Annotated in this window: 19 protein-coding genes; 12 read left to right on the top strand and 7 right to left on the bottom strand. The window is 72.1% G+C overall.

Annotated elements, in window-relative coordinates:
* Nucleotides 1–61: 61 nt before the first annotated feature.
* From AV521_RS15905 to AV521_RS15920, 4 genes are all read left to right on the top strand, one after another.
* On the top strand, nucleotides 62–1,393 hold the full coding sequence (locus tag AV521_RS15905; protein WP_076088795.1) for an ABC transporter substrate-binding protein: 1,332 nt from the start codon (nucleotides 62–64) through the stop codon (nucleotides 1,391–1,393).
* The gene (locus tag AV521_RS15910) at nucleotides 1,390–2,415 is read left to right on the top strand and encodes a carbohydrate ABC transporter permease (RefSeq protein WP_076088796.1); all 1,026 of its coding nucleotides are present in this window, start codon (nucleotides 1,390–1,392) and stop codon (nucleotides 2,413–2,415) included. The genes AV521_RS15905 and AV521_RS15910 overlap by 4 nt, the downstream gene beginning before the upstream one ends.
* On the top strand, nucleotides 2,412–3,305 hold the full coding sequence (locus tag AV521_RS15915) for a carbohydrate ABC transporter permease (protein ID WP_256725566.1): 894 nt from the start codon (nucleotides 2,412–2,414) through the stop codon (nucleotides 3,303–3,305). Before AV521_RS15910 ends, AV521_RS15915 begins: the two co-directional genes overlap by 4 nt.
* Nucleotides 3,306–3,410: 105 nt before the next feature.
* A complete protein-coding gene (locus tag AV521_RS15920) occupies nucleotides 3,411–4,838 on the top strand; it encodes a GH1 family beta-glucosidase (protein ID WP_076088798.1) in 1,428 nt (475 codons plus the stop codon).
* 64 nt (nucleotides 4,839–4,902) lie between these two features.
* Here the strand turns inward: AV521_RS15920 and AV521_RS15925 are convergent, their stop codons facing one another.
* The 3 genes from AV521_RS15925 to AV521_RS15935 all read right to left on the bottom strand — a co-directional run bounded on the left by AV521_RS15925 (nucleotide 4,903) and on the right by AV521_RS15935 (nucleotide 8,597).
* The gene (locus AV521_RS15925) at nucleotides 4,903–6,369 is read right to left on the bottom strand and encodes a cellulose binding domain-containing protein (RefSeq protein WP_076088800.1); all 1,467 of its coding nucleotides are present in this window, start codon (nucleotides 6,367–6,369) and stop codon (nucleotides 4,903–4,905) included.
* Nucleotides 6,370–6,501: 132 nt separating this feature from the next.
* On the bottom strand, nucleotides 6,502–7,893 hold the full coding sequence (locus AV521_RS15930) for a HAMP domain-containing sensor histidine kinase (protein WP_076088802.1): 1,392 nt from the start codon (nucleotides 7,891–7,893) through the stop codon (nucleotides 6,502–6,504).
* Nucleotides 7,890–8,597, bottom strand: a complete 708-nt coding sequence (locus AV521_RS15935; protein WP_076088804.1) for a response regulator transcription factor — start codon at nucleotides 8,595–8,597, stop codon at nucleotides 7,890–7,892. The genes AV521_RS15930 and AV521_RS15935 overlap by 4 nt, the downstream gene beginning before the upstream one ends.
* Before the next feature lie 98 nt (nucleotides 8,598–8,695).
* Between AV521_RS15935 and AV521_RS15940 the strand changes: the two genes are divergently transcribed.
* On the top strand, nucleotides 8,696–9,208 hold the full coding sequence (locus tag AV521_RS15940) for a hypothetical protein (RefSeq protein ID WP_076088806.1): 513 nt from the start codon (nucleotides 8,696–8,698) through the stop codon (nucleotides 9,206–9,208).
* Between the two features lie 25 nt (nucleotides 9,209–9,233).
* Here AV521_RS15940 and AV521_RS15945 read toward each other — a convergent pair whose 3' ends face one another.
* Nucleotides 9,234–10,112, bottom strand: a complete 879-nt coding sequence (locus AV521_RS15945) for a spermidine synthase (RefSeq protein WP_076088808.1) — start codon at nucleotides 10,110–10,112, stop codon at nucleotides 9,234–9,236.
* Between the two features lie 42 nt (nucleotides 10,113–10,154).
* A complete protein-coding gene (locus AV521_RS15950) occupies nucleotides 10,155–10,574 on the bottom strand; it encodes a hypothetical protein (RefSeq protein WP_179023130.1) in 420 nt (139 codons plus the stop codon).
* A gap of 266 nt (nucleotides 10,575–10,840) precedes the next feature.
* On the opposite strand from AV521_RS15950, the gene AV521_RS15955 reads away from it, so the two are divergent.
* Nucleotides 10,841–12,310 carry a hypothetical protein gene (locus tag AV521_RS15955; protein WP_179023132.1) on the top strand — a complete coding sequence of 490 codons (1,470 nt, stop codon included), beginning with the start codon at nucleotides 10,841–10,843 and terminating at the stop codon, nucleotides 12,308–12,310.
* 51 nt (nucleotides 12,311–12,361) lie between these two features.
* Here AV521_RS15955 and AV521_RS15960 read toward each other — a convergent pair whose 3' ends face one another.
* Nucleotides 12,362–12,958 carry a histidine phosphatase family protein gene (locus AV521_RS15960; RefSeq protein ID WP_076088812.1) on the bottom strand — a complete coding sequence of 199 codons (597 nt, stop codon included), beginning with the start codon at nucleotides 12,956–12,958 and terminating at the stop codon, nucleotides 12,362–12,364.
* Nucleotides 12,959–13,179: 221 nt separating this feature from the next.
* On the opposite strand from AV521_RS15960, the gene AV521_RS15965 reads away from it, so the two are divergent.
* The 6 genes from AV521_RS15965 (at nucleotide 13,180) to AV521_RS15990 (ending at nucleotide 19,628) form a co-directional block, all read left to right on the top strand.
* Nucleotides 13,180–14,124 carry a phosphatase PAP2 family protein gene (locus tag AV521_RS15965; protein WP_076088814.1) on the top strand — a complete coding sequence of 315 codons (945 nt, stop codon included), beginning with the start codon at nucleotides 13,180–13,182 and terminating at the stop codon, nucleotides 14,122–14,124.
* Nucleotides 14,021–15,244 (top strand): hypothetical protein, encoded by a 1,224-nt coding sequence (locus AV521_RS15970; RefSeq protein WP_371917042.1) that lies wholly within the window; start codon nucleotides 14,021–14,023, stop codon nucleotides 15,242–15,244. Before AV521_RS15965 ends, AV521_RS15970 begins: the two co-directional genes overlap by 104 nt.
* Nucleotides 15,235–16,824 carry a hypothetical protein gene (locus tag AV521_RS15975; protein ID WP_076088816.1) on the top strand — a complete coding sequence of 530 codons (1,590 nt, stop codon included), beginning with the start codon at nucleotides 15,235–15,237 and terminating at the stop codon, nucleotides 16,822–16,824. The genes AV521_RS15970 and AV521_RS15975 overlap by 10 nt, the downstream gene beginning before the upstream one ends.
* Nucleotides 16,821–18,158: an AAA domain-containing protein gene (locus tag AV521_RS15980; protein WP_076088818.1), complete on the top strand. Its 1,338-nt coding sequence runs from the start codon at nucleotides 16,821–16,823 to the stop codon at nucleotides 18,156–18,158. Before AV521_RS15975 ends, AV521_RS15980 begins: the two co-directional genes overlap by 4 nt.
* Nucleotides 18,159–18,532: 374 nt before the next feature.
* Complete coding sequence (locus AV521_RS15985; protein WP_076088820.1) at nucleotides 18,533–18,901, top strand: hypothetical protein; 369 nt, start codon at nucleotides 18,533–18,535, stop codon at nucleotides 18,899–18,901.
* A gap of 157 nt (nucleotides 18,902–19,058) precedes the next feature.
* A complete protein-coding gene (locus tag AV521_RS15990) occupies nucleotides 19,059–19,628 on the top strand; it encodes a hypothetical protein (protein WP_076088822.1) in 570 nt (189 codons plus the stop codon).
* A gap of 89 nt (nucleotides 19,629–19,717) precedes the next feature.
* Here the strand turns inward: AV521_RS15990 and AV521_RS15995 are convergent, their stop codons facing one another.
* Nucleotides 19,718–20,974 carry a M6 family metalloprotease domain-containing protein gene (locus tag AV521_RS15995; protein WP_076088824.1) on the bottom strand — a complete coding sequence of 419 codons (1,257 nt, stop codon included), beginning with the start codon at nucleotides 20,972–20,974 and terminating at the stop codon, nucleotides 19,718–19,720.
* Nucleotides 20,975–21,260 lie beyond the last annotated feature (286 nt).

Consider the following 21,260-nt stretch of genomic DNA (forward strand, 5'->3'; position numbering starts at 1 on the left):
ACGGGCCCGATTTCCATGCAGTTGGCCGGGGGGTCGGCACGTCAGGCAACAGGAGGACGCAATGCGCACGAGCATCCGCCGGTCCCAGCGGCTGATGGCCCTCGCGGCCGTGGCCGCCCTGGCCACGGGGCTGCTGGCCGGCTGCGCCAAGGACTCGAACGACGGCTCGTCGGACGGCTCCGGCGGCGGACACGGCAGCGGCAAGGGCAAGATCACGCTGACCGTCGGCACCTTCGGCGTCTTCGGCTACAAACAGGCCGGCCTCTACGACGAGTACATGAAGCTGCATCCGGACATCACCATCCAGGAGAACGTCACGACCCGTACCGATGTGTACTGGCCGAAGGTGCTCACCCGCCTCCAGGCCGGCTCCGGCACGGACGACATCGAGGCCATCGAGATCGGCAACATCACCGAGGCCGTGCAGACCCAGGCCGACAAGTTCGTGGACCTCGGCAAGGAGGTCGACAAGTCCCAGTGGCTGGACTGGAAGAACGCCCAGGCCACCACCAAGGACGGCAAGCTCATCGGGCTCGGGACCGACATCGGGCCGATGGCCGTCTGCTACCGGAAGGATCTGTTCCAGAAGGCCGGGCTGCCGACCGACCGGACCAAGCTCGCCGAGCTGTGGAAGGGCGACTGGTCCAAGTACGTCGACGTCGGCAAGCAGTACATGCAGAAGGCGCCCAAGGGCACCAAGTTCGTGGACTCGGCCTCCTCCGTCTACAACGCGGCGGTGGGCGGCGCGAGCGAGCGGTACTACGACAAGGACGGCAACGTCGTCTGGGACAGGTCCGAGGGCGTGAAGAAGGCATGGGACGCCGCCATGACCGTCGCGACCAGCGACATGTCGGCGAAGTTGAAGCAGTTCGACCCGACCTGGGACCAGGGCTTCGCCAACGGCAGCTTCGCCAGCCTCGCCTGCCCGGCCTGGATGGTCGGCTACATCGAGCAGAAATCGGGTGACGCCGGCAAGGGCAAGTGGGACGTGGCGGCGGCGCCGGCCGCGTCCAACTGGGGCGGCTCCTTCCTCGGCGTGCCGACCGCGACCAAGCACCAGAAGGAGGCCGTCGCGCTGGCGAAGTGGCTGACCGCGCCCGAGCAGCAGGCGAAGGTGTTCGCCAAACAGGCCAGCTTCCCGTCGACCCCGTCGGTGTACCCGAGCCTGAAGCCGCAGGCCGACACCACGGCGTACTTCTCGAACGCGCCGCTCACCCAGATCTTCTCCGACTCGGCGAAGACCATTCCCCCGCAGCCGCTCGGCCCCAAGGACAAGCCGATCGACAACGCGATCAGCGACATCGGGATCCTCCAGGTCGAGCAGAAGGGCAAGTCGCCGGCCCAGGGGTGGGACGCGGCGACCAAGGAGATCAAGGACGTGCTCGGCCAGTGACCAGTCCCGAGCAGGCTCTCGCGCACTCCGCGCCGAGCGCCGACGCCGCGCCCGGCAGCTCGCCGGGCGCGGCCCGGGACGCTCACGGTCGCGGTGAGCCGGCGGGCGCGGACTCCTGGCGCAGCCGGCTGTACCGCTGGGACATGAAGGCGTCGCCGTACGCCTTCGTGTCCCCGTTCTTCGTCCTGTTCGCGGTGTTCACACTGGTCCCGCTGCTCTACACGGCGTGGTACTCGCTGCATCATGTGCAGTTGTCCGCGCTGGACCACCAGAGCTGGGCGGGCCTGGACAACTACAAGAACCTGTGGTCCTCGGACTTCTTCTGGAACGCGCTGCGGAACACTCTGACCATCGGCGTCATCTCGACCGTGCCGCAGCTGCTGGCCGCGCTCGGTCTCGCGCACCTGCTGAACTACAGGCTGCGTGGCTCGACCGTGTGGCGCGTGGTGATGCTGACCCCGTACGCCACCTCGGTGGCCGCGGCGACCCTGGTGTTCACGCTGCTGTATTCGTGGGACGGCGGCATGGTCAACTGGATCCTGCACTTCTTCGGGGCGGATCCGGTCAACTGGCGGGAGTCCGACTGGGGTTCGCGGTTCGCGGTGTCGTCGATCGTGATCTGGCGGTGGACCGGCTACAACGCGCTGATCTATCTGGCGGCGATGCAGGCGATCCCGACCGACCTCTACGAGTCGGCGGCGATCGACGGTGCGAACCGCTGGCAGCAGTTCCGGCATGTGACGGTTCCGCAGCTGCGGCCGACGATCCTGTTCACGGTCGTCGTCTCCACGATCGGCGCGACGCAGCTCTTCGGTGAGCCGCTGCTGTTCGGCGGGGTCAGCGGGTCCAAGGGCGGTTCCGAGCACCAGTACCAGACACTCGGTCTGTACATGTACGACCAGGGCTGGATCATCGGCAACCTCGGCAAGGCGTCCGCGATCGCCTGGTCGATGTTCCTGATCCTGCTGGTCGTCGCCGCGGTCAATCTGCTGCTCACCCGACGGCTGAGGAAGTCCCAATGACGACCGGTGAACTGACTCTGACCGCGGCGAAGGCCCCGAAGGTGAAGCCGCGCCGGGTGATGGGCGCGGGCAAGCAGCTGCACGCGGGGCCGGTGACCTACGCCGTCCTGACCGTCTTCGCCCTAGTCTCCCTCGCCCCGCTGGTGTGGACGGCGATCGCCGCCTCCCGTACCGACCGGCGCCTGGCCCAGACCCCACCGCCGCTGTGGTTCGGCGGCAACCTCTTCAAGAACCTGCAGAGCGCCTGGGACCAGGCGGGGCTGGGCGCCGCGATGCTCAACTCCGTGATCGTGGCGGGCACGATCACGGTGAGCACGGTGCTGTTCGCCACGCTGGCCGGCTTCGCCTTCGCCAAGCTGCGGTTCCGCTTCTCCGGCCTGCTGTTGCTGCTCACCGTCGGCACGATGATGATCCCGCCGCAACTGGCCGTCGTACCGCTGTACTTGTGGATGTCGGACCTCGGCTGGTCGAATCAGCTGCAGACGGTGATCCTGCCGAGCCTCGTCACCGCCTTCGGTACGTTCTTCATGCGGCAGTACCTGGTGCAGGCGCTGCCGACCGAACTGATCGAGGCGGCCCGGGTGGACGGGGCGAGCAGCCTGCGGATCGTCTGGCACGTGGTCTTTCCGGCCGCGCGTCCGGCCATGGCGGTGCTCGGCCTGCTGACGTTCGTGTTCGCCTGGAACGACTTCCTGTGGCCGATCATCGCCCTGAACCAGCAGAACCCGACCGTGCAGGTGGCCCTGAACTCGCTCGGCACCGGCTATGTGCCGGACCAGGCGGTGATCATGGCGGGCGCGCTGCTCGGCACGCTGCCGCTGCTCATCGCCTTCCTGCTGTTCGGCAAGCAGATCGTGGGCGGGATCATGCAGGGGGCGATCAAGGGCTGACGACCCCCGGGCTGAAAGGGGGCCGGGCACCGCCACCCCGGCCCCTCCCCTCTCCCCACCTCACCTCTTTATCGGGTCTCCTACGACCTCTATGGGAGCGCTTCCATGCCTGACTCCGTTTCCCCCTCCCCCGTGACCTTTCCCCCCAGCTTCCTCTGGGGCACCGCGACCTCCGCCTACCAGATCGAGGGCGCGGTGCGGGAGGACGGCCGCACCCCGTCGATCTGGGACACCTTCAGCCATATGCCGGGCAGGACGGCCGGCGGTGAGACCGGTGACATCGCCGTCGACCACTACCACCGCTACCGCGACGACGTGGCACTGATGGCCGGGCTGGGCGTGAACGCGTACCGTTTCTCGGTCTCCTGGCCCCGGGTGCAGCCCACCGGCCGGGGCCCGGCGATCCAGATGGGCCTGGACTTCTACCGCCGCCTGGTGGACGAACTCCTCGCCCACGGCATCAAACCCGCGCTCACCCTCTACCACTGGGACCTGCCGCAGGAGCTGGAGGACGCGGGCGGCTGGCCGCAGCGGGACACCGCGTTCCGGTTCGCCGAGTACGCGCAGCTGGTCGGCGAGGCGCTGGGCGACCGGGTGGAGCAGTGGATCACCCTCAACGAGCCCTGGTGCAGCGCCTTCCTGGGCTACGGCTCCGGTGTGCACGCCCCCGGCCGCACCGACCCGGAGGACGCCCTGCGCGCGGCCCATCACCTCAACCTCGCCCACGGCCTGGCGGCTTCGGCACTGCGTTCGGTGATGCCGGCCCGCAACGAGATCGCGATCAGCCTCAACTCCTCGGTGATACGGCCTCTTTCACAGGACCCGGCCGATGCCGCGGCGGCCCGCCGGATCGACGACCTGGCCAACGGGATCTTCCACGGGCCGCTGTTGCACGGGGCGTACCCGTCGTCGCTGCTCTCTGCGACGGCCCCGGTCACCGACTGGTCGTTCGTCCTCGACGGCGACACCCGCACGATCAACGTCCCACTGGACGCGCTGGGCCTGAACTACTACACCCCTGCCCTGGTCTCGGCGGCGTCCGGGGAGACGCAGCCGGGCCCGCGGACGGACGGCCACGGCGCCAGCGACCACTCCCCCTGGCCGGGCGCCGACGACGTACGGTTCCACCAGACGCCGGGCGAGCGCACGGAGATGGGCTGGACGATCGATCCGACGGGCCTGTACGACCTGGTCATGCGGTACACGAGGGAGGCGCCGGGCCTGCCGCTGTACGTGACGGAGAACGGCGCGGCCTACGACGACAAGCCCGACCCCGACGGCCGCGTCCACGATCCCGAGCGCATCGCGTACCTGCGCGGCCATCTGTCCGCGGTCCACCGGGCCCTCACCGACGGCGCCGATGTGCGCGGCTACTACCTGTGGTCCCTGATGGACAACTTCGAGTGGTCGTACGGCTACGGGAAGCGGTTCGGGGCGGTGTACGTGGACTACGGGACGTTGGAGCGGACGCCCAAGTCGAGCGCCAGGTGGTATGGGGAGGCGGCCCGGTCGGGGGTGTTGCCGACGGAGTGAGGCGAGGGCGCCACCGGGGGCGCGGCACCCGACCGTGGTGCCGCGCCCCCGGTGGGGGGTGGCGTCAGTTGAAGGCGGCGAAGGCCTTCGAGAAGGCGTACTTGTCCTGGACGATCGAGCTGCAGGTCGGGTCGGCGGAGTTCTTCGCGCCGCCGTCGCACTGCTTGTCGCGGGCCGCGGACCACATCGACAGGCCGCCGAGGCCCTTGGACTTGGCGAAGTTCGCCAGCTGGGTGGCGTCGGCCACCTTGAAGACCTCGGAGGAGACGTCGTTGACGCCGATCATCGGGGTGACCGCGACCGCCTTCCAGGCGGCGGGGTCGGACAGTCCGAGGACGCTCTTGACCTGGGCCTGGGTGGCCGTCGCGGCCTGCTGGGCGTAGTCGCCCATGTCGCCGCTGTACGAGGAGCCGTAGTCCATCGCCATGATGTTGACGGTGGAGATCTTCGCGCCGTTGGACTTGGCGTCGGACAGCAGGTTCACGCCGTCCTGGGTGAGGCCCTCGGGCATCACCGGGAGGGTGAAGGAGACGTCCAGGTCCGGGTGGAGCGCCTGGAGCTTCGCTATCGCCTTCGCCCGCAGGGTGTTCGCCGCCGTGTTCGGCAGCGCCCCGCCCTCGACGTCGAAGTCGACCTTGGTGAGCTTGAACGCGTCGACCGCCTTGCCGTACGCCGCCGCCAGCGCGTCGGCGGAGGAGCAGGTGGTGGCCAGTTCGGAGCCGGAGGCGCCACCGAAGGAGACCCGGACATCGCCGCCCTTGGCGCGCAGCGAGCCGATCTGCTGGGCAACCGCATCGCTGGTCAGGTCGGTCACGCCACCCCACTTGGGGGTGCAGCCGCCGCCGTCGGTGATGAAGGCGAGGTTGTAGTTCTTCACACCGGTCGCGTCGGCCGCGCCCACCAGGTCGAAGGCCGGGTAGAGGGAGGTGTCGACGTACGGGGCGAAGCCCGCGGCGGACTTGGTGCCGCTGCCGGTGCTCTGGGAGGAGGTCGGGGTCGGGGTGGCGCTCATGCTCGGGGTGGGGGTGGTGCTCTTGCTCGGTGCGGCGGTCGGGGCCGGCGACTGGGTCCCGGTGGGCCGGCCGCTCGGCTCGGGGGTGGCGCCGCCGTCCGCGGAGCACTGGGAGTTGTCGATACGACAGCCCGTCGGGGCGCCGCTGCCGTCGACCACGAAGCCGACGGTCACCGACTTGCCGGGGGCGAGGCCGGCGGTGTCCCACTTCGCGGGCTTCACGGTGACGTGCGAACCGCTGACGGTCGACTCGCCGTTCCACAGGGAGCTGAGCCTGGCGCCCGCCGGGAGATCGAACTCCAGGGTCCAGGTCTTCTCCTGCTGGCCGCTGTTGTTGGTGACGACGTACTGGCCGGTGTAGCCGGTCGACCAGTCGCTGGTCCTGGTGTACGCGGCGTTCACGCCGGCGGCGTTCGCGGTGCCGGTGAGCAGGACCGCGCCGCCCCCGACGACGGCCGCGGCCACGAGACCGCCTATCGCCTTGTTCCTGCCACTGATCCTGCGCCGGTGCGTGCTCATGCGCGTGCCTGCCTTCGCTGTTCACGGGGGTGGGGTGCGGCAGCACGCTAGCGATCCGGAATCGGGCAAATCACCTGATCGGGACGGCCCTTGCAGACCTTAGGGTTCGCTTAAGGAAGGGATCGGAGACGATTAATGGTCGAGACCAGTCGCGACCGTTTTGCCCGATCGGCGTCTTCGCACCGACCCCCGGTGCCCGCGCCCGACCGGCTTGCGCCCGTCCAGCTGGAACCAGATCCGCACCTCCGTGCCGCCGAGCACCGAGGAGCCGATACGGACGTCGCCGCCGGTGGACTCGGCGAGCCGACGCACGATGTCCAGGCCGAGACCGGTCGAACCGGCGCTCCCGGAGCCGCGGCCACGGGCCATCGCCGCGTCCGGATCGGGTATGCCGGGGCCCGCGTCCGAGACCAGCACGATCACCGCGTCCTCGCCGTTGTGCACGTCGACCGCGAAGGCGGTGCCCTCGGCGGTGTGCCGGAAGACATTGCCGAGCAGGGCGTCCAGCGACGCGGCGAGATCGGCGCGGGCCACGGGTATCCGCACCGGCCGCTCGACGCCGGCCACCCGCCACTTGCGGCCCTCGTCCTCGGCGAGCGCGGACCAGAACTCCATGCGCTCACGGACCACTTCCGCCGCGTCGCACCCGGCGCCGGGCCCGGCCGCGACGGTCTGCGGCTTGGCCTCCCGGGCGGTGCGGATGATGGTGTCGACCTCGCGCTCCAGCTGGGCGACGGCGGCCCGGGTCTGGTCGGCGGCCGGACCGGCGCCGAGGGAGGCCGTGTTCAGCCGGAGCACGGTCAGCGGGGTGCGCAAACGGTGGGAGAGGTCCGCGGCCAGCTCTCTCTCGTTCGCGAGGAGTTGGACGACCTGGTCGGCCATGGAGTTGAACGCCACGGCCGCGAGCCGCAGTTCGGTCGGGCCGTCCTCCGGCACCCGGGCGCCCAGCCTGCCCTCGCCCAGTTCGTGCGCGCCCCGGACCAGCCGCTGGGCGGGCCGCACCATGCGCACCCCGAGCCGGTCGGCGACCGCGACCGAGCCGAGGATCAGCCCGAGGCCGACGGCCGCGAGGACCGCCCAGGCGGTGCCGACGCCGTTGGTCACCTCGGACTCGGGGACGTAGACCTCGACGACCGCGATGTCGCCGGAGCCGAGCGCGACGGGCTGGAGCAGGGTCGATCCGCCGGCCACGGTGGCCGTGGAGGCCCGGCCCAGTTTCCGCACGGCCTGGATGTCACGGCCGGTGGCACGCTGCCGGCCGAGGTCGAGCGCGGACCGACCGGCACCGGCGGGCAGATGCACGGCCATCCCGGAGTCGGCGCCGGCGGAGGCCACGACCCGCTCCAGCTTGTCCCGGTCGGTGGTGATGGACAGCGCGGGCGCCACCGCGGCGGCCTCCCGCTCGGCGTTCGAGAACGCGCGGTCGCGGGCCATCTCCTTGACGACCAGGCCGAGTGGCACGGCGAAGGCGACCACGACCATCGTGGTGACCGCCAGGCAGACCTTGACCAGAGCCCACCTCATCGCACCGGCTCCCCGTCCATGGGTGGCTCCAGCTTCACACCGACCCCCCGGAGCGTGTGCAGATAGCGGGGCCTTGCGGCTGTCTCCCCCAATTTCCGGCGCAACCAGGACAGATGGACATCGATGGTCTGGTCGTCGCCGTAGGACTGCTGCCAGACCTCGGCGAGGAGTTCCTTGCGCGGGACGACCACCCCTGGCCGGCCGGCCAGGAAGGCGAGCAGGTCGAACTCGCGGCGGGTCAGATCGAGGCGGGCCCCGTCCAGCTCGGCCTGGCGGCGCAGCGGGTCGACGGTCAGACCGCCGACCCGGAGCACGGACGAGGGCGCGGCCTCCGCGCTCACGGAGCGGGACCGGCGCAGCACGGCCGCGATCCGCGCGGAGAGGTGGTCGACGGAGAACGGCTTGGTCAGGTAGTCGTCCGCGCCGGCGTTGAGCAGCCGGACGATCTCCGTCTCGTCGTCCCGGGCGGTGGCGATGATGACGGGCACGTCGGTGATGCCGCGGAGCATCTTCAGCGCCTCGGAGCCGTCCAGGTCCGGCAGTCCGAGGTCCAGGATGACCACGTCGAAACGGAAATGGGCGACCTCGCGCAGCGCCTCCAGTGCCGTACCGACGCTGCGCACGGTGTGTGCGGCGTCGGTCAGATGCCGGATGAGCGCCGAGCGTACGAACTGGTCGTCCTCGACCACGAGCACACTTGCCATGCGCCGCACCGTACGCCATGCGGCCCACGCCGGCGGGTGCCTGTGGATAACTCAGGGGGTGTGCGGACGGCGGTGTCTCTGAGGCAGTATGGCCCGCGATGCGCAGAGGACTCGTACACGTACTGGCGTGGCTGCTCGCGACGGGAGCGGCGGTCACGCTGTCGTGGTGGGGTGTGCACACGGTGATGGCCGGGACGGCGTACGACCCGCCGCGCGCCCTGCCGATCGCGGCCGCCGACGCGACCACGCAGGGCACGCAGGCCCTGGGCTCGCCGACACAGCGGCCGAACCCGTCGAAGCGGCCGTCGGCCGGCCCGGCGGCACCGGCCCCGTCCCACACCACCCGGACGCCGAGCCAGTCACCGACCGCCTCCGCTCCCGCGTCGTCCGGCCAGGTCAAGTCCTACGACACCGACGGCGGCCGGGCGGTGTTCGAGCTGGGCGGGTCCAGCGCCACGCTCGTCTCGGCGACACCGGGGGCCGGCTGGTCGATGCAGCTGTGGAAGACCGACACCTGGATCCGGGTGGAGTTCAGCCGGGGCACCAGCCGGGTGTCGGTGATCTGCACCTGGCACGACGGGCCGCCGCATGTGGAGGTCGGGAACTACTGACCGCCGCCTGCCGAACCGTCGCCGCTCAGCGGAACACCGAGGGCGGCGGGGCCGGTGAGGCCACGGCCGCCGCATCCGTCACGGGCGCGGCGCCGCCGGTGAAGTCCGTGAGCGGCTTGCCGTGTTCGACCCGGGCCGGGTGCGGGTCGGAGGCGGCGCGGCGGGTGAGTTCGGCGAGCGGGAGCGGGGCGTCGCAGGCCACGAGGATCGCGTTGCCGAAACGCTTGCCGCGCAGTACGGCCGGGTCGGCGATCAGCGCGAGTTCGGCGAACCGGGCCGCCGCGGTGGCGATCTGGCCGCGCAGATGGGCGAGCGGCGGGCCGTCGGCGAGGTTGGCGGCGTAGACCCCGGACGGTTTCAGGGCCCGGCGGACCTCGTCCAGGAACTCGGTGGAGGTGAGGTGGGCCGGGGTGCGGGCGCCGCTGAAGACATCGGCGATGATCAGGTCCGCCCAGCCGTCCGGCACCTTGGCGAGACCCTCGCGGGCGTCCGCGGAGCGCACCCGGATCCGGGCGTTCGGGTCCAGCGGCAGCTCCCGGCGGACCAGTTGGACCAGGCTCGTGTCCCGTTCGACGACCTGCTGGGTGGAGCGGGGGCGGGTGTGGGCGGCGTACCGGGCGAGGGTGAACGCCCCGCCGCCGAGGTGCACGACGTGCACGGGCCTGCCGGGCGGGGCCACGAGGTCGATGACATGGCCGAGGCGGCGCTGGTACTCGAAGGACAGGTGGGCGGGGTCGTCCAGGTCGACGTGCGACTGGGGCGCGCCGTCGATCAGCAGCGTCCACGCGCGGCCCCGGTCGGGGTCGGGCACGAGCTGTGCGAGCCCGCCGTCGACCGCCTCCACGACGGCTTCGGCAGCGGCTGATCCGCGCCGCCTGCTCCGGATGTTCCTGGACCTGCCCATCACATCATTTTCGCAGGCCGCCCGGGATCGCGCCGCACCGGTTCACTTGCGGTTGTCGGCCGCCTCGATCAGCCGGGCCGCCTCCCCGAGGGCCCGGCGCAGCACCACGGGGTCGGTGGCGAGGTCGGCGTCGCCGGGCGGCAGCAGCCAGTCGGAGCCCTCCACCGGTGGCTCGGGGTTCAGTGCGAGTCCGCGTCCGTCCGTCTCCGTGCAGGTGCTGCCGGGCACGTCCCAGCAGGCCGCCGTGCCGGCCGGGACCAGGAATCCGAGGGTGGCGCAGCCGCCGTCGTGCAGCACGGGCCCCACCGCGTCGCCGGCACCGCGCCGCAGGATGTCGACCGCCTCAAGGCCCTGCCTGGCCGGCACCGTCACGAGGTCACAGGCCGCCGGGTCCTCCTCGGACGACGGCGGCGGAGGTGACGACGGCGACGTACAAGGTTCGTTGCTCTGGCTGGTCTCCATGCCGGCCTCCACCACACAGCCCTGTTGCGGTCCATGGGATCCAACGCGCGAGCGCGTCAACGGCTACGGCACAAGTGCGCCGCAAAGGATGGCACTTCATGGCAGATCATGGATGAGATATCCGGTTTGTAGCCAAACGCAGCGTGGCGGGTCCTTCACAGCAGGTACGTTCATGCCCGCCGGAACCAGGGCGTCACTCGGACAACTCGTCCCGAATCCGTCCCGGATCCGGCATGGTTCGACGGTTCGCACGAGAGGACCCGGCCATGGCGTCGTCAACCGTGACCTCGTCACAGTCCGAACGGCCACCCCGGCCCAACCTCGCCTTCCGGCAACTGCGCGGCAGGCGTTCACCGGCCGAGTTCGCGGCGCTCGTACGGCGCGCCGCGCGCGAGATCGGTGAGCGGGTGAGCTGTGACGCCCGTTACGTCGGAAGGGTCGAGGCGGGCGAGATCCGCTGCCCGAACTACGCCTACGAACGGGTGTTCCTGCACATGTTCCCCGGTCGCACGCTCACCGACCTCGGGTTCGCGCCCCGCTCATCAGTGCGCGGCCGCGCGGCGCGTACGGCGGCGGACGCGCCCGAGACGCTCATCATCGTTGGGCGTCAAGGGGCGGGTGAGACGCCAGGGGCGTTCGAACCGTATGACACACCGGATGTGCAGGACCCGCACGAGCCGTACGCGAAAGACCACCTGAACCACGAGGAGAGCGACGTGCTGCGTCGCGCATTCATGACCGGCGGAGGCGCCACGATGGCCGCCGCCACGCTGAGCCCGCTGGGGCTCACCACGGACGCCGCGGCGGCGGTACGGTCCGCGCGCCGCCCCGGAAGCCCCGAGGCGGCCGCCCTGGAGGAGGCCGTCCGCCGGATCCGGCTGCTCGACGACCGGCACGGCGCGGACGGCCTCTACCGGCGCGCGGCGGCTCCGCTGCGCGCGGCGTACGCGCTGCTGGACGCCGGCGCGACCCGGCAGACCACCGCGGACCGGCTGCACTCCGGCGCCGGTGAACTCGCCATCTCCGTGGGCTGGCTGGCGCATGACTCCGGCCGCTTCGACGACGCCCGCTCGCACTACGCGGAGGCCCTGGCCACGGCCCGCATGACCGGGGATCCGGCGCTGGAGGCGCACGCCTTCTGCAACACCGCGTTCCTGGCACGGGACGCGGGCCGCCCCCGGGAAGCGGTCCGCGCGGCGCAGGCCGCCCAGCGCGCCGCCCGCCCGGTGGGATCCGACCGGCTGATGTCGCTGCTCGCGCTGCGCGAGGCCGGCGGCTGGGCGGGGCTCGCCGACCGCACGGGCTGCGAGCAGGCGCTGGCCCGGGCGCATGCCCTCTTCGGGCGGGGCCGCACGGACGCCGACCCCGAGTGGATGAGCTTCTACGGAGAGGCCGAACTTGAGGGGCTTGAGGCGCAGTGCTGGTCCACGCTGGGCGACTGGCGGCGCGCGTCCCGGCACGCGCGCCGGGCGGCGCATCTGCAGGATCCGCACTTCACCCGGAACATCGCCCTGTACACGGCGGAACTGGCCGACGACCTCGCCCGTGAGGGCCGCCCCGACGAGGCGGCTGCCGCCGGCCTGCAGGTGCTGTCCCTGCTGGACCAGGTCCAGTCCTCCCGCATCCAGGGGATGCTGGCGGGGACAGCGCGGGTGCTGCTGCCGCACCGGCGGGCGTCGGGGGTGTCGGAGTTCCTGGAGCGGCATGCGTCCGTACCGAGGACCGGGCGGGCGTAGCGGTCCGGGGGTGGGGACCGGTGTGCTTGAGCGACCCACCCTCGCCGCCCGTCAGGCGGCCAGGTGCCCCATGTCGTTCCAGCTCTCGATCGCGGGCTCCCCGTAGGCCCAGCCGAGGACCGACAGCGAGGTCGGGTTGAGGCGTATCCGCGCGGCGAACTCCAGCGGCAGGCCCAGCCAGCGGGCGCCTATGGAGCGAAGAATGTGGCCGTGGGCGAAGACCAGCACGTCCCGGTCCGCGGACCGTGCCCACGCAACCACCTCGTCCGCACGCGCGGAGACGTCGGCGATGCTCTCGCCCTCCGGCACCCCGTCCCGCCAGATCAGCCACCCCGGCCGCACGGCCTGGATCTCGTCCGGTGTCATGCCTTCGTAGGCGCCGTAGTCCCACTCCATGAGCGTGTCCCAGGTGGTGGCACGGTCGCCGAACCCGGCCAGTTCGCACGTCTCACGCGCGCGTGCCAGCGGACTGGTGCGCACCTCCACCCCCGGCAGCCCGTCCAGCGGAGCGCGGTGCAGTCGCTCGCCGAGCAGCTTGGCTCCCCGCCGGCCCTCCTCCAGCAGCGGCACATCGGTCCTGCCGGTGTGCTTGCCGGACAGCGACCATTCCGTCTGTCCGTGCCGGGCCAGCAGGATGCGCGGTGCCATGGGGGACCTTTCCGGGAGCGGGACGCCACACAGACGTCACAGGAACAAAAAGAGAGGACTTCTCCATCATCGCTCACACCCGTTCGGGGCAACCCGGCGGGCGATCTCGGCGTCTTTGTGGGCCGGAGGGCCCTCATGGGCGAGATACGTACGCCGTAAGGTGGCACGGTCGCCCACCCGGGCGCACCGCAACAGCACAGCCGAAGGGGGCGGGCGATCGGATGCCGCAGACCGAGACACCGGGCACCGAGGGGGTCCCGCGGGCCCGGCTGCGCTGGTGGACCGAGCTGCCCCTGATCCTCCTGGTCTACGGCTGTTACTCGGCCGGCCGTCTCCTCGCGCGCGGTGACGTGCACAGCGCCGTCGACCACGGTCTGGCGATCCTGCGCTTCGAGCAGACCCTGCACCTCAACGCCGAGCACCCGCTCAACCGGCTGTTCACGCGTGAGCCCTGGCTCGGGGTGCCGGCGGACTTCTGGTACGCCTCGCTGCACTACATGGTCACACCCGCCATCCTGATATGGCTGTTCCGGGCCCGCGCCGAGTACTACCGGCGGGCCCGCACCTGGCTGATGACCTCCACGTTCATCGGCCTGATCGGCTTCACGCTGGTGCCGACCTGCCCGCCCCGGCTGCTCGCCGCCGGGCACGGCTTCGTGGACACCATGGCGCACTACAGCTCGTACGGCTGGTGGGGCGGTGACGCGAGCGCGCCGCGCGGCATGGGCGGGATGACCAACCAGTACGCGGCGATGCCGAGCCTGCACGTCGGCTGGGCGCTGTGGTGTGGGGTGATGCTGTGGCGGCACGGCGGCACCCGCCTCGCGAAGGTCCTCGGTGTGGTCTATCCGCTGGGCACCGCGCTGGTGGTCATGGGCACCGCCAACCACTACTTGCTCGACGCGGTCGCGGGTGTCGCCGTGATGGGCGCCGGCTTCCTGCTGGCACCGCGCGTGACGCGGGTTCTGGACCTGCTCCGGTCCCGTCTGTTCCCGCGCAGCACAGCCGTCGCGGGCGGCACCGCCTCCCCGATTGTCAGTGGCGGATGCCAGACTTCCGCGGGTGAGCGAATTCCACGGCAGCGCGAGTCGCAGCTCGACGCCGGGGCCGAGCCGGACGCCTCCCCCCGCGACGCGGGAGAAGGGGCTGCGGCGCCGGCTCGCTGAGCTGCGCGGTCCCGACGTACCGGCCAAGGCCCTGGACGCGCGTGCCCTCGCGGCGCTGGCCGCGAACCCGGGGTGCTCGCGGCGGGCGATCCTGGACGGCGCCGGGGTGGACAAGGCGCGGCTGGCGAGCGCACTGGGCGCGCCGTCCGGTTTCGGGCAGTCGCAGTTCGCGCTGACCCGGGGCAACGCGTTCGAGGCGCGGGTGAAGGCCGACGGCGGCGCGGAGCTGCTGCGCCTCCCACACGCCCACCTCGACCCGGGCGCCGAGCCGCCGGCCGGGGCCGCCGTGCCCGACCTGACCGCGCACGGCCCCGAGGGGCGTACGGCCCGTACGGCGCTGGCGCTGCGCGAGGCGACGCGCGCGGGCGGCTGGACGCTCCTCGACCATCCGATGCTGGCGCTCGACGTGGCCGGCTCGCTCGCGTTCCTGGAGCCGGACGCGGTGGTGGTGCACCCGGACGGCAGCTGGTCGGTGGTGGAGATCAAGTCCTTCCCGGTGCTGGACGGTTCGGCGGACCCGGCCAAGGTCGGCGCGGCGGCCCGGCAGGCGGCGGTGTACGTGCTCGCCCTGGAGGAGGTCGCTGCCCGGCTCACCGAGGAAAGAGCTCCCTCCCCGCGCGTGCGTCACCAGGTGCTGCTGGTCTGCCCGAAGGACTTCTCCAACCTGGCCGCGGGCTCCGCCGTCGACATCCGCAAACAGCGCGCGGTCACCGCCCGCCAGCTGGCCCGGCTCACCCGGGTCGAGGAGATCGCCGAGGCCCTGCCGGAGGGCATGTGCTTCGCCCCCGACCAGAGCGCCGAGGAGCTGACGGCGGCCGTGGCGGCGGTCCCGGCGACGTACGCGCCCGAGTGCCTGTCCGCCTGCGAACTGGCCTTCCACTGCCGGGAACGCTCCCGCGAGGCGGGCGCCGTCACCCGCCTCGGCCGGCCCCTGCGGGCCGAACTGGGCGGTCTGACCACGGCCGAGGACGTCCTCGCGGCGGCCCGCGGCGAGCTGGGCGACCCGGACGACCCGGCGGTCGCGGCCCTGCGCCGGGCGGCGGCCCTGCGCGCGGAGGCCCTCCGGACGGCCGAGGCACGCGCGCGTGCGGAGGCGGAGGTGGCGGCCCTGTGTCCCTGATCGCCACCCTCGCCCGGCTGGAGGCCGTCAGCAGCGGCCGGGCCCAGCCCGCCGCGACCGTCCGGCACCGGCATCTGTCCGAGCGCCCGCTGGTGTTCGTGCCGCTCACCACCGCCGGTGAGGCCGGCGCCCCGCTCGGCGCGCTGGTCGGCACCGACCGGGACACCCCGCGCCTGCTGGTCGTACCGCAGCCGCGCGACCGCGATCTGCGCTTCACGTTCCTCGCCGACCTGGCGGACGTGGTCCTGCCGTACATCGACTCCTACGCCGAGTCCGTGGAGGCGGCCGAGCGCACCGAGACCGACCCGGAGACCGGCAAGCGGGTCAAGGTCGAGGTGGAGCTGTGCGCGGACGCGCCCCAGCTGATCGTGCCGAGCCGCGCGGGCCTGGACTTCGTCAGGCTCCTCGGCCGCTCGATGCGGTTTCGCCGTACGGCCGAGCAGGACCCGGAGGCGCCTTATCCGGCGCCGCCCCGGGTGCCGCTGCTCGGCCGCTGGCTGACCCACTACGGCGAGCGGTCCCGGGTCCCCGGCTCCTCTCTGCTGCTCGCGCTGACCGATGTGCTGTCCCGGCACTGGGCGACCGGCCAGTCGGGGCTGGAGGACCAGCACCTGGGCGCACTGCTCGCCTGGATCGACCCCCCGGAGGGCCTCTCCGGTGCCGAGGCCGCGCGCCGGGCCGAGCTGGCCCGGGACGCCGCCGGCCAGTTGCTGTGCCCGCCGGCCGGCCCCGCCACCGACCCGGCGTTCGACAACAAGCTGCTGGCCCCGGCCATCGAGCGCTACGACCGTGCGCGCGGCGCCCTCGCCGCCGCCGAGGACGCCCTGGCCGCCGACGACCGGCTGGCCGCGCTCACGGCGGCCGAGCGGGAGATCCGCGACCTGGTGGCGAGCCGCACCCGGCCCACCTGGGACGCGGTGTGGCGGGGCCTGGATCTGCTGCGGGCGCTGCCGCGGGGGGCGCATACCGAGGAGCGCTGGACCCGCGACCGCTGGTCCTTCACCGGCCACCGCGACCGGGTGCTGGCCGGCGAGCCCCCGCAGCCGCGCCGGGACGACGCGGTGACGGCGGCGAACAAGCTGGCCACGCGCGAGCGCGAGCAGGCGCGGCTGGAGGCACAGGAAGCCCTGGACGACCCGCTGGTGATGGCGGGCCGGCGGCTGGCCGGGGAGGCGTTCGCGGGTGAGGTCACCGATGTCGTGCTCGCGTACAGCGAGGGCAAGCGGCCGAGCCCGCGCCCGCTGGTGACGGTCCGCACGGACGACCGGCCGCATCTCGCGGAGCGCGCGAAGGTGTACCGCTCGCTGGGCGGCAAGCCGCAGTCGGCCGAGCTGGTCGGGCAGGAGGCCAAGGGTCTGCTGGTCCTGCGCGTGCTGGACAAGATGGGCCGGGGCAAGGAGCCGGAGCCCGGTTCGGTGCCGGAGAAGGGCGACCGGGTGTGCTTCACCCTCTTCGAGCACGAGCAGCGCGGCGGCGCGAAGCTCCCCGACCCGGAGGACACACCGTGGACGCACGGCGGCCCGCCGGGTGAGGCCGTGCCGGAGGTCCCCGACACCGTGACCGAGGAGGATGTGCTGTGACGACGGTCGACTTCGATCCCGGAGCCGCTGCCGCCCGCGCCACCGACGCGATCCTCCACGACACGCTGCACGGCACCGAGCGCGGTGTGGTCGTCGACTCCCCGCCGGGCGCCGGCAAGTCGACGCTCGTGGTCCGCGCGGCCCTCGAACTGGCGGAAGCGGGCCGCCCGTTGATGGTCGCGGCACAGACGAACGCCCAGGTGGACGACCTCGTCCTGCGGCTCGCCGAGAAGAACCCGGACCTGCCGGTGGGCCGCCTGCACAGCAGCGACACCGACGCCTACGACAAGGCGCTGGACGACCTGCCGCAGGTCCGTACGTCCGCGAAGGCCGCCGATCTGAACGGCCTGCCGGTCGTGCTGTCCACGGCGGCGAAGTGGGCGCATGTGAAGACCGACGAGCCCTGGCGGCACGCGATCGTGGACGAGGCGTACCAGATGCGTTCCGACTCGCTGCTGGCCGTGGCCGGGCTGTTCGAGCGGGCACTGTTCGTGGGCGACCCCGGTCAGCTGGACCCGTTCGCGATCGTCGGCAGCGAGCAGTGGGCGGGCCTGTCGTACGACCCCTCGGCCTCCGCGGTGACCACCCTGCTGGCCCACAACCCCGGCCTGCCGCAGCACCGCCTCCCGGTCTCCTGGCGGCTGCCCGCCTCGGCGGCGCCGCTGGTCTCCGACGCGTTCTACCCGTACACCCCGTTCCGCAGCGGCACCGGCCACGGCGACCGCCGTCTCTCCTTCGCCGTTCCGTCGGACGGCTCCGGCCCCGACCGGGTGATCGACGAGGCCGCGGAATCCGGCTGGGGTCTGCTGGAACTGCCCGCCCGGCACACCCCGCGCACGGACCCCGAGGCGGTCCGCGCAGTGGCGACGGTCGTACGCCGCCTGCTGGACCGGGAAGGCGCGGCGGCCTCGGAGCGCTCGCCCGTCCCCACCCCCCTCACCGCCGGCCGCATCGCCGTCGGCACGGCCCACCGCGACCAGGCGGCGGCGGTCCGCACGGCGCTCGCCGAACTGGGCGTGGCGGATGTCACGGTCGACACCGCGAACCGCCTCCAGGGCCGGGAGTACGACATCACGGTCGTCCTGCACCCGCTCTCCGGCCGCCCCGACGCCACCGCGTTCCACCTGGAGACCGGCCGCCTGTGCGTCCTGGCCTCCCGCCACCGCCACGCCTGCATCGTCGTCTGCCGCGCGGGCGTCGGCGACCTCCTGGACGACTACCCGTCCACGGAACCGGTCCAGCTGGGCACGCTGGTGAAGTTCCCGGACGGCTGGGAGGCAATGATGTCCACATGGGATCACTGGTCCGGACACCGGGTGGTCTGGCGGCCGTGACCGCCGCCCCGGCCCCTGGCCGACGAGCGCCGAGCTCATCGCCGCCACTTCGCCGGACGGAGTCCGGCACGCCGCCGGAGGCGGCCATGAGGAACAGCCCGGACGGCTGGGAGGCGAACCACGCGGTCCTGGCACACCTGGCCGAACACCACGTGAGCTGGCGACCATGACCGGAACACCAGGTGACCTGGCGCCCACGACCAGCACCCCGACACCCGGCCGACGCGCCCCGACCCCATCACCACCACTTCGCCGAACACCGGGTGCGCGGGCGATGGTGCGTCGCCCCGGGCGGCCCCTTGCGGGGGCGCGGGACAATGGACGGTGGCCCACCTGAAGGCGGTGCCCAGCGAACCGTACGAGGAGGACAAGACATGGCGGAGCCCACGCCGCGTCGTAACGAACCGCGGCTACGCCCCGCGCCCCTGATCTTCGAGCCCGCGGAGGCGGCCGCCGATCCCGAGCACTTCTTCGACCTGGAGTCGATCGAGGATCCGCGGGCGCTGCTGGCCCGGGCCACGGAGCTGACCCAGGCGTTCCGCGCGGCCGCCGACCGGGCCGTGGAGTTCCAGGCCGTCGCGGCGGCCCAACTCGCCGACCCGCGCAGATTCGACCGGTTGACCCCGGCGGACATCGCCGAGCAGGCGGAGTGGACCGAGGACTACGCGAAGAAGATGGTCGAGTTCGGGCGGGATCTGATGCAGGGGAACACCGAGGGGCGCACGTCCGCCGACCCCGTGTGACGCCACGCCCGCACCACCCCGCCCCGTGGGGCAACCCCCGCGAGTAAGCCCGTCTGGCATATGCCGAGCGGGCAAGATACTCCTCCCTCACCCTCCCTGTCCCGTTTTTCGGCAACTCAGAAGAACGGCCCGCTCACACCCGGTACATGTAAGTGACATGAGCAGCGCACCGAACGTCACCCGAGTCACCTCCGACGGCGCCGACTGGCTCGCCTCGGCGGGAACGTATCCGCGGAGCACGCCGGCCCTCTGGCAGAAGCGCCCGGACACCCCGGCCGTCCTGCCCTGCGGCACCGTCTTCGACGTGGTGAGCGCGCCCGCGATCTTCGGCCGCCGAATGCTGGACCGGCTCTGGGGCGACGGCCCGGGCTCGGGCCCTGTCGCGGTGTTCCGCGCCCGCGTGCTGCTGTTCACCGCACCGGGTACGGCCCAACGGCTGCCCTCGCTGCTGGCGTGGGAGGAGTGGGGCTCGCACCGTACGGAGGCGGTGCCGCCACTGCTGTGTCATGGCACGGGCGACGCGGTGACCGTCCCGGCTCCGGCCGGTGGCGACACCCCCGGTGAGACACGCTGGCTGGTCGCCCCGGACACCCGTCACCCCTGGCTGCCCGGGCCTGAAGTCGTCCTCTGGGCGGCCGTACGAGCCGCCCGTGCGGCCGTACGCATATCGATTTTTCCTCCCGCCGACCAGGATGCTAAGGTCTACGACGTCAGCAGGCGCCGCTAGCTCAGTTGGTTAGAGCAGCTGACTCNNGCGGGTCCGGTTCGAAAGAATCCGGCCCGCCGTTTTCGTATACGGCTGCGATACGGCAACGCTCAGTCGTCATGCACCCCCGGCGTGATCCGCACCGTCCACGCCCCCGAATCCGTTCTCCCCTCCACCTCCACCCGGGCGCCCTCCCCGGGCACGGTGAAGCTTTCACCGAGGGCGACCGGGGCGTCGGCGAGGGGCGGGTAGACCGAGTTCTCCCAGCAGGCCTCGGTGTGCGGGTGGGCGTCGACGACCTCCACGGGGCCGCCGCCGGACTCCTCCCCGCTTCTGATCCGGTACACCAGAACCCCCTGCCGGCAGCCGGTGCTGTCGTTCCCGGCCGAGCCGCGCGCCTCGAAGGCCAGCGCGCTGTCGGGCCCGGTGCGGACGATCGCCAGTTTCACGCCGTGCCCGAGGCCGAAGGCCGGAGCGCCCGCCGCACCAGCCACCGGGACCCCCGGGCCGGCCTCCAGCGGCTCCAGGGTCAGCCGGGTCGGCCCCGTGCCGCGCACACACATCACCTGGCGCGGATCCAGCCAGCCCAGCCGCCACTTGTGCCACGCGAACAGGTCCGGGGAGAGGCCGAACTGGCTGCCCATCAGGTCCCAGTCGCCGACGTAGGTGTCCCAGTCGCCCTTGCCGTCGTCCGGGCGGTGGTAGAGGTCGGGCAGGTCGAAGACGTGTCCGGTCTCGTGGGCGAGGACCAGCCGGTCGGGCGGGTGTTTCTCGAACACGGTGACGACGCGGCGGATGTCCGTGCCGTCCACATGCGTGGGCGTGTCGAGGTTCACGACCTTCGTGGCGTCGGAGTCGACGCCGGGCGCGTCCGGGTCGGCGACGAAGTACACGAGCTGGTAGCGGGAGAAGTCGACCTCCTTGCCGGCGGCGGCGAACGCGTCGCGCAGATAGGCGGCCCGGTCCTCCACGCTCCAGTCCCGCTTCACACCGTACGCGGTGGACGGCCGGGGCATGCGCAGCCAGTGCCGCAGCGGGTGCGGACGGAGGGAGAATCTGCCGTAGGAGGCCTGCTCGAAGTAGCGGCTGGTGGCGGGGAAGTGATCTGCCGTCAGCTCGGCGGGCGTGGCGTGCGGGGTGCCGTCCGGGAAGGAGAGGAAGATCAGTACGGCGTCGAGCGGGTGGGTCGGGCGCGTGTAGTCCGGGTTCCAGGTGTCGACGCCCTCGGAGTGGTGGGCGTCGGTGCGGTGCAGGGCGCAGGGGATGGTGGAGAAGGGCTGGGCGGCCGAGCGTCCGGTGAGCATCGAAGTGGCGGCGAGCGCCGACAGCGTGGTGCACACGGCGGCGGTGCTGCGCAGCTTGAGCACGGACTCGACCTCCGGATGCGGTTCGCGGGACCCACATCCAGATTGTTGGTATGTGTCGCGCTATGCCCTGTTTATCTGCACCAGTAGGGTGAGTGCGCCGTAGGGCGCGCCCGCGCGCTCCGGCGCTCGACACCCCGAAACACTCACGGAACGTCACAACTGGTCGGGGGCCTGAAGAACGGGCCCACGTGCGGGCAGAAACGATCTGTCAGAAACCGTGTCCGGTCCGGGACACTGGAGAGTGGCTGGAAGGGCCCGGGGCCAGCCTCTATGATCGGCACACTTT

It is taken from the genome of Streptomyces sp. IMTB 2501 (assembly GCF_001953885.1).
Taxonomy (GTDB): Bacteria; Actinomycetota; Actinomycetes; order Streptomycetales; family Streptomycetaceae; genus Streptomyces.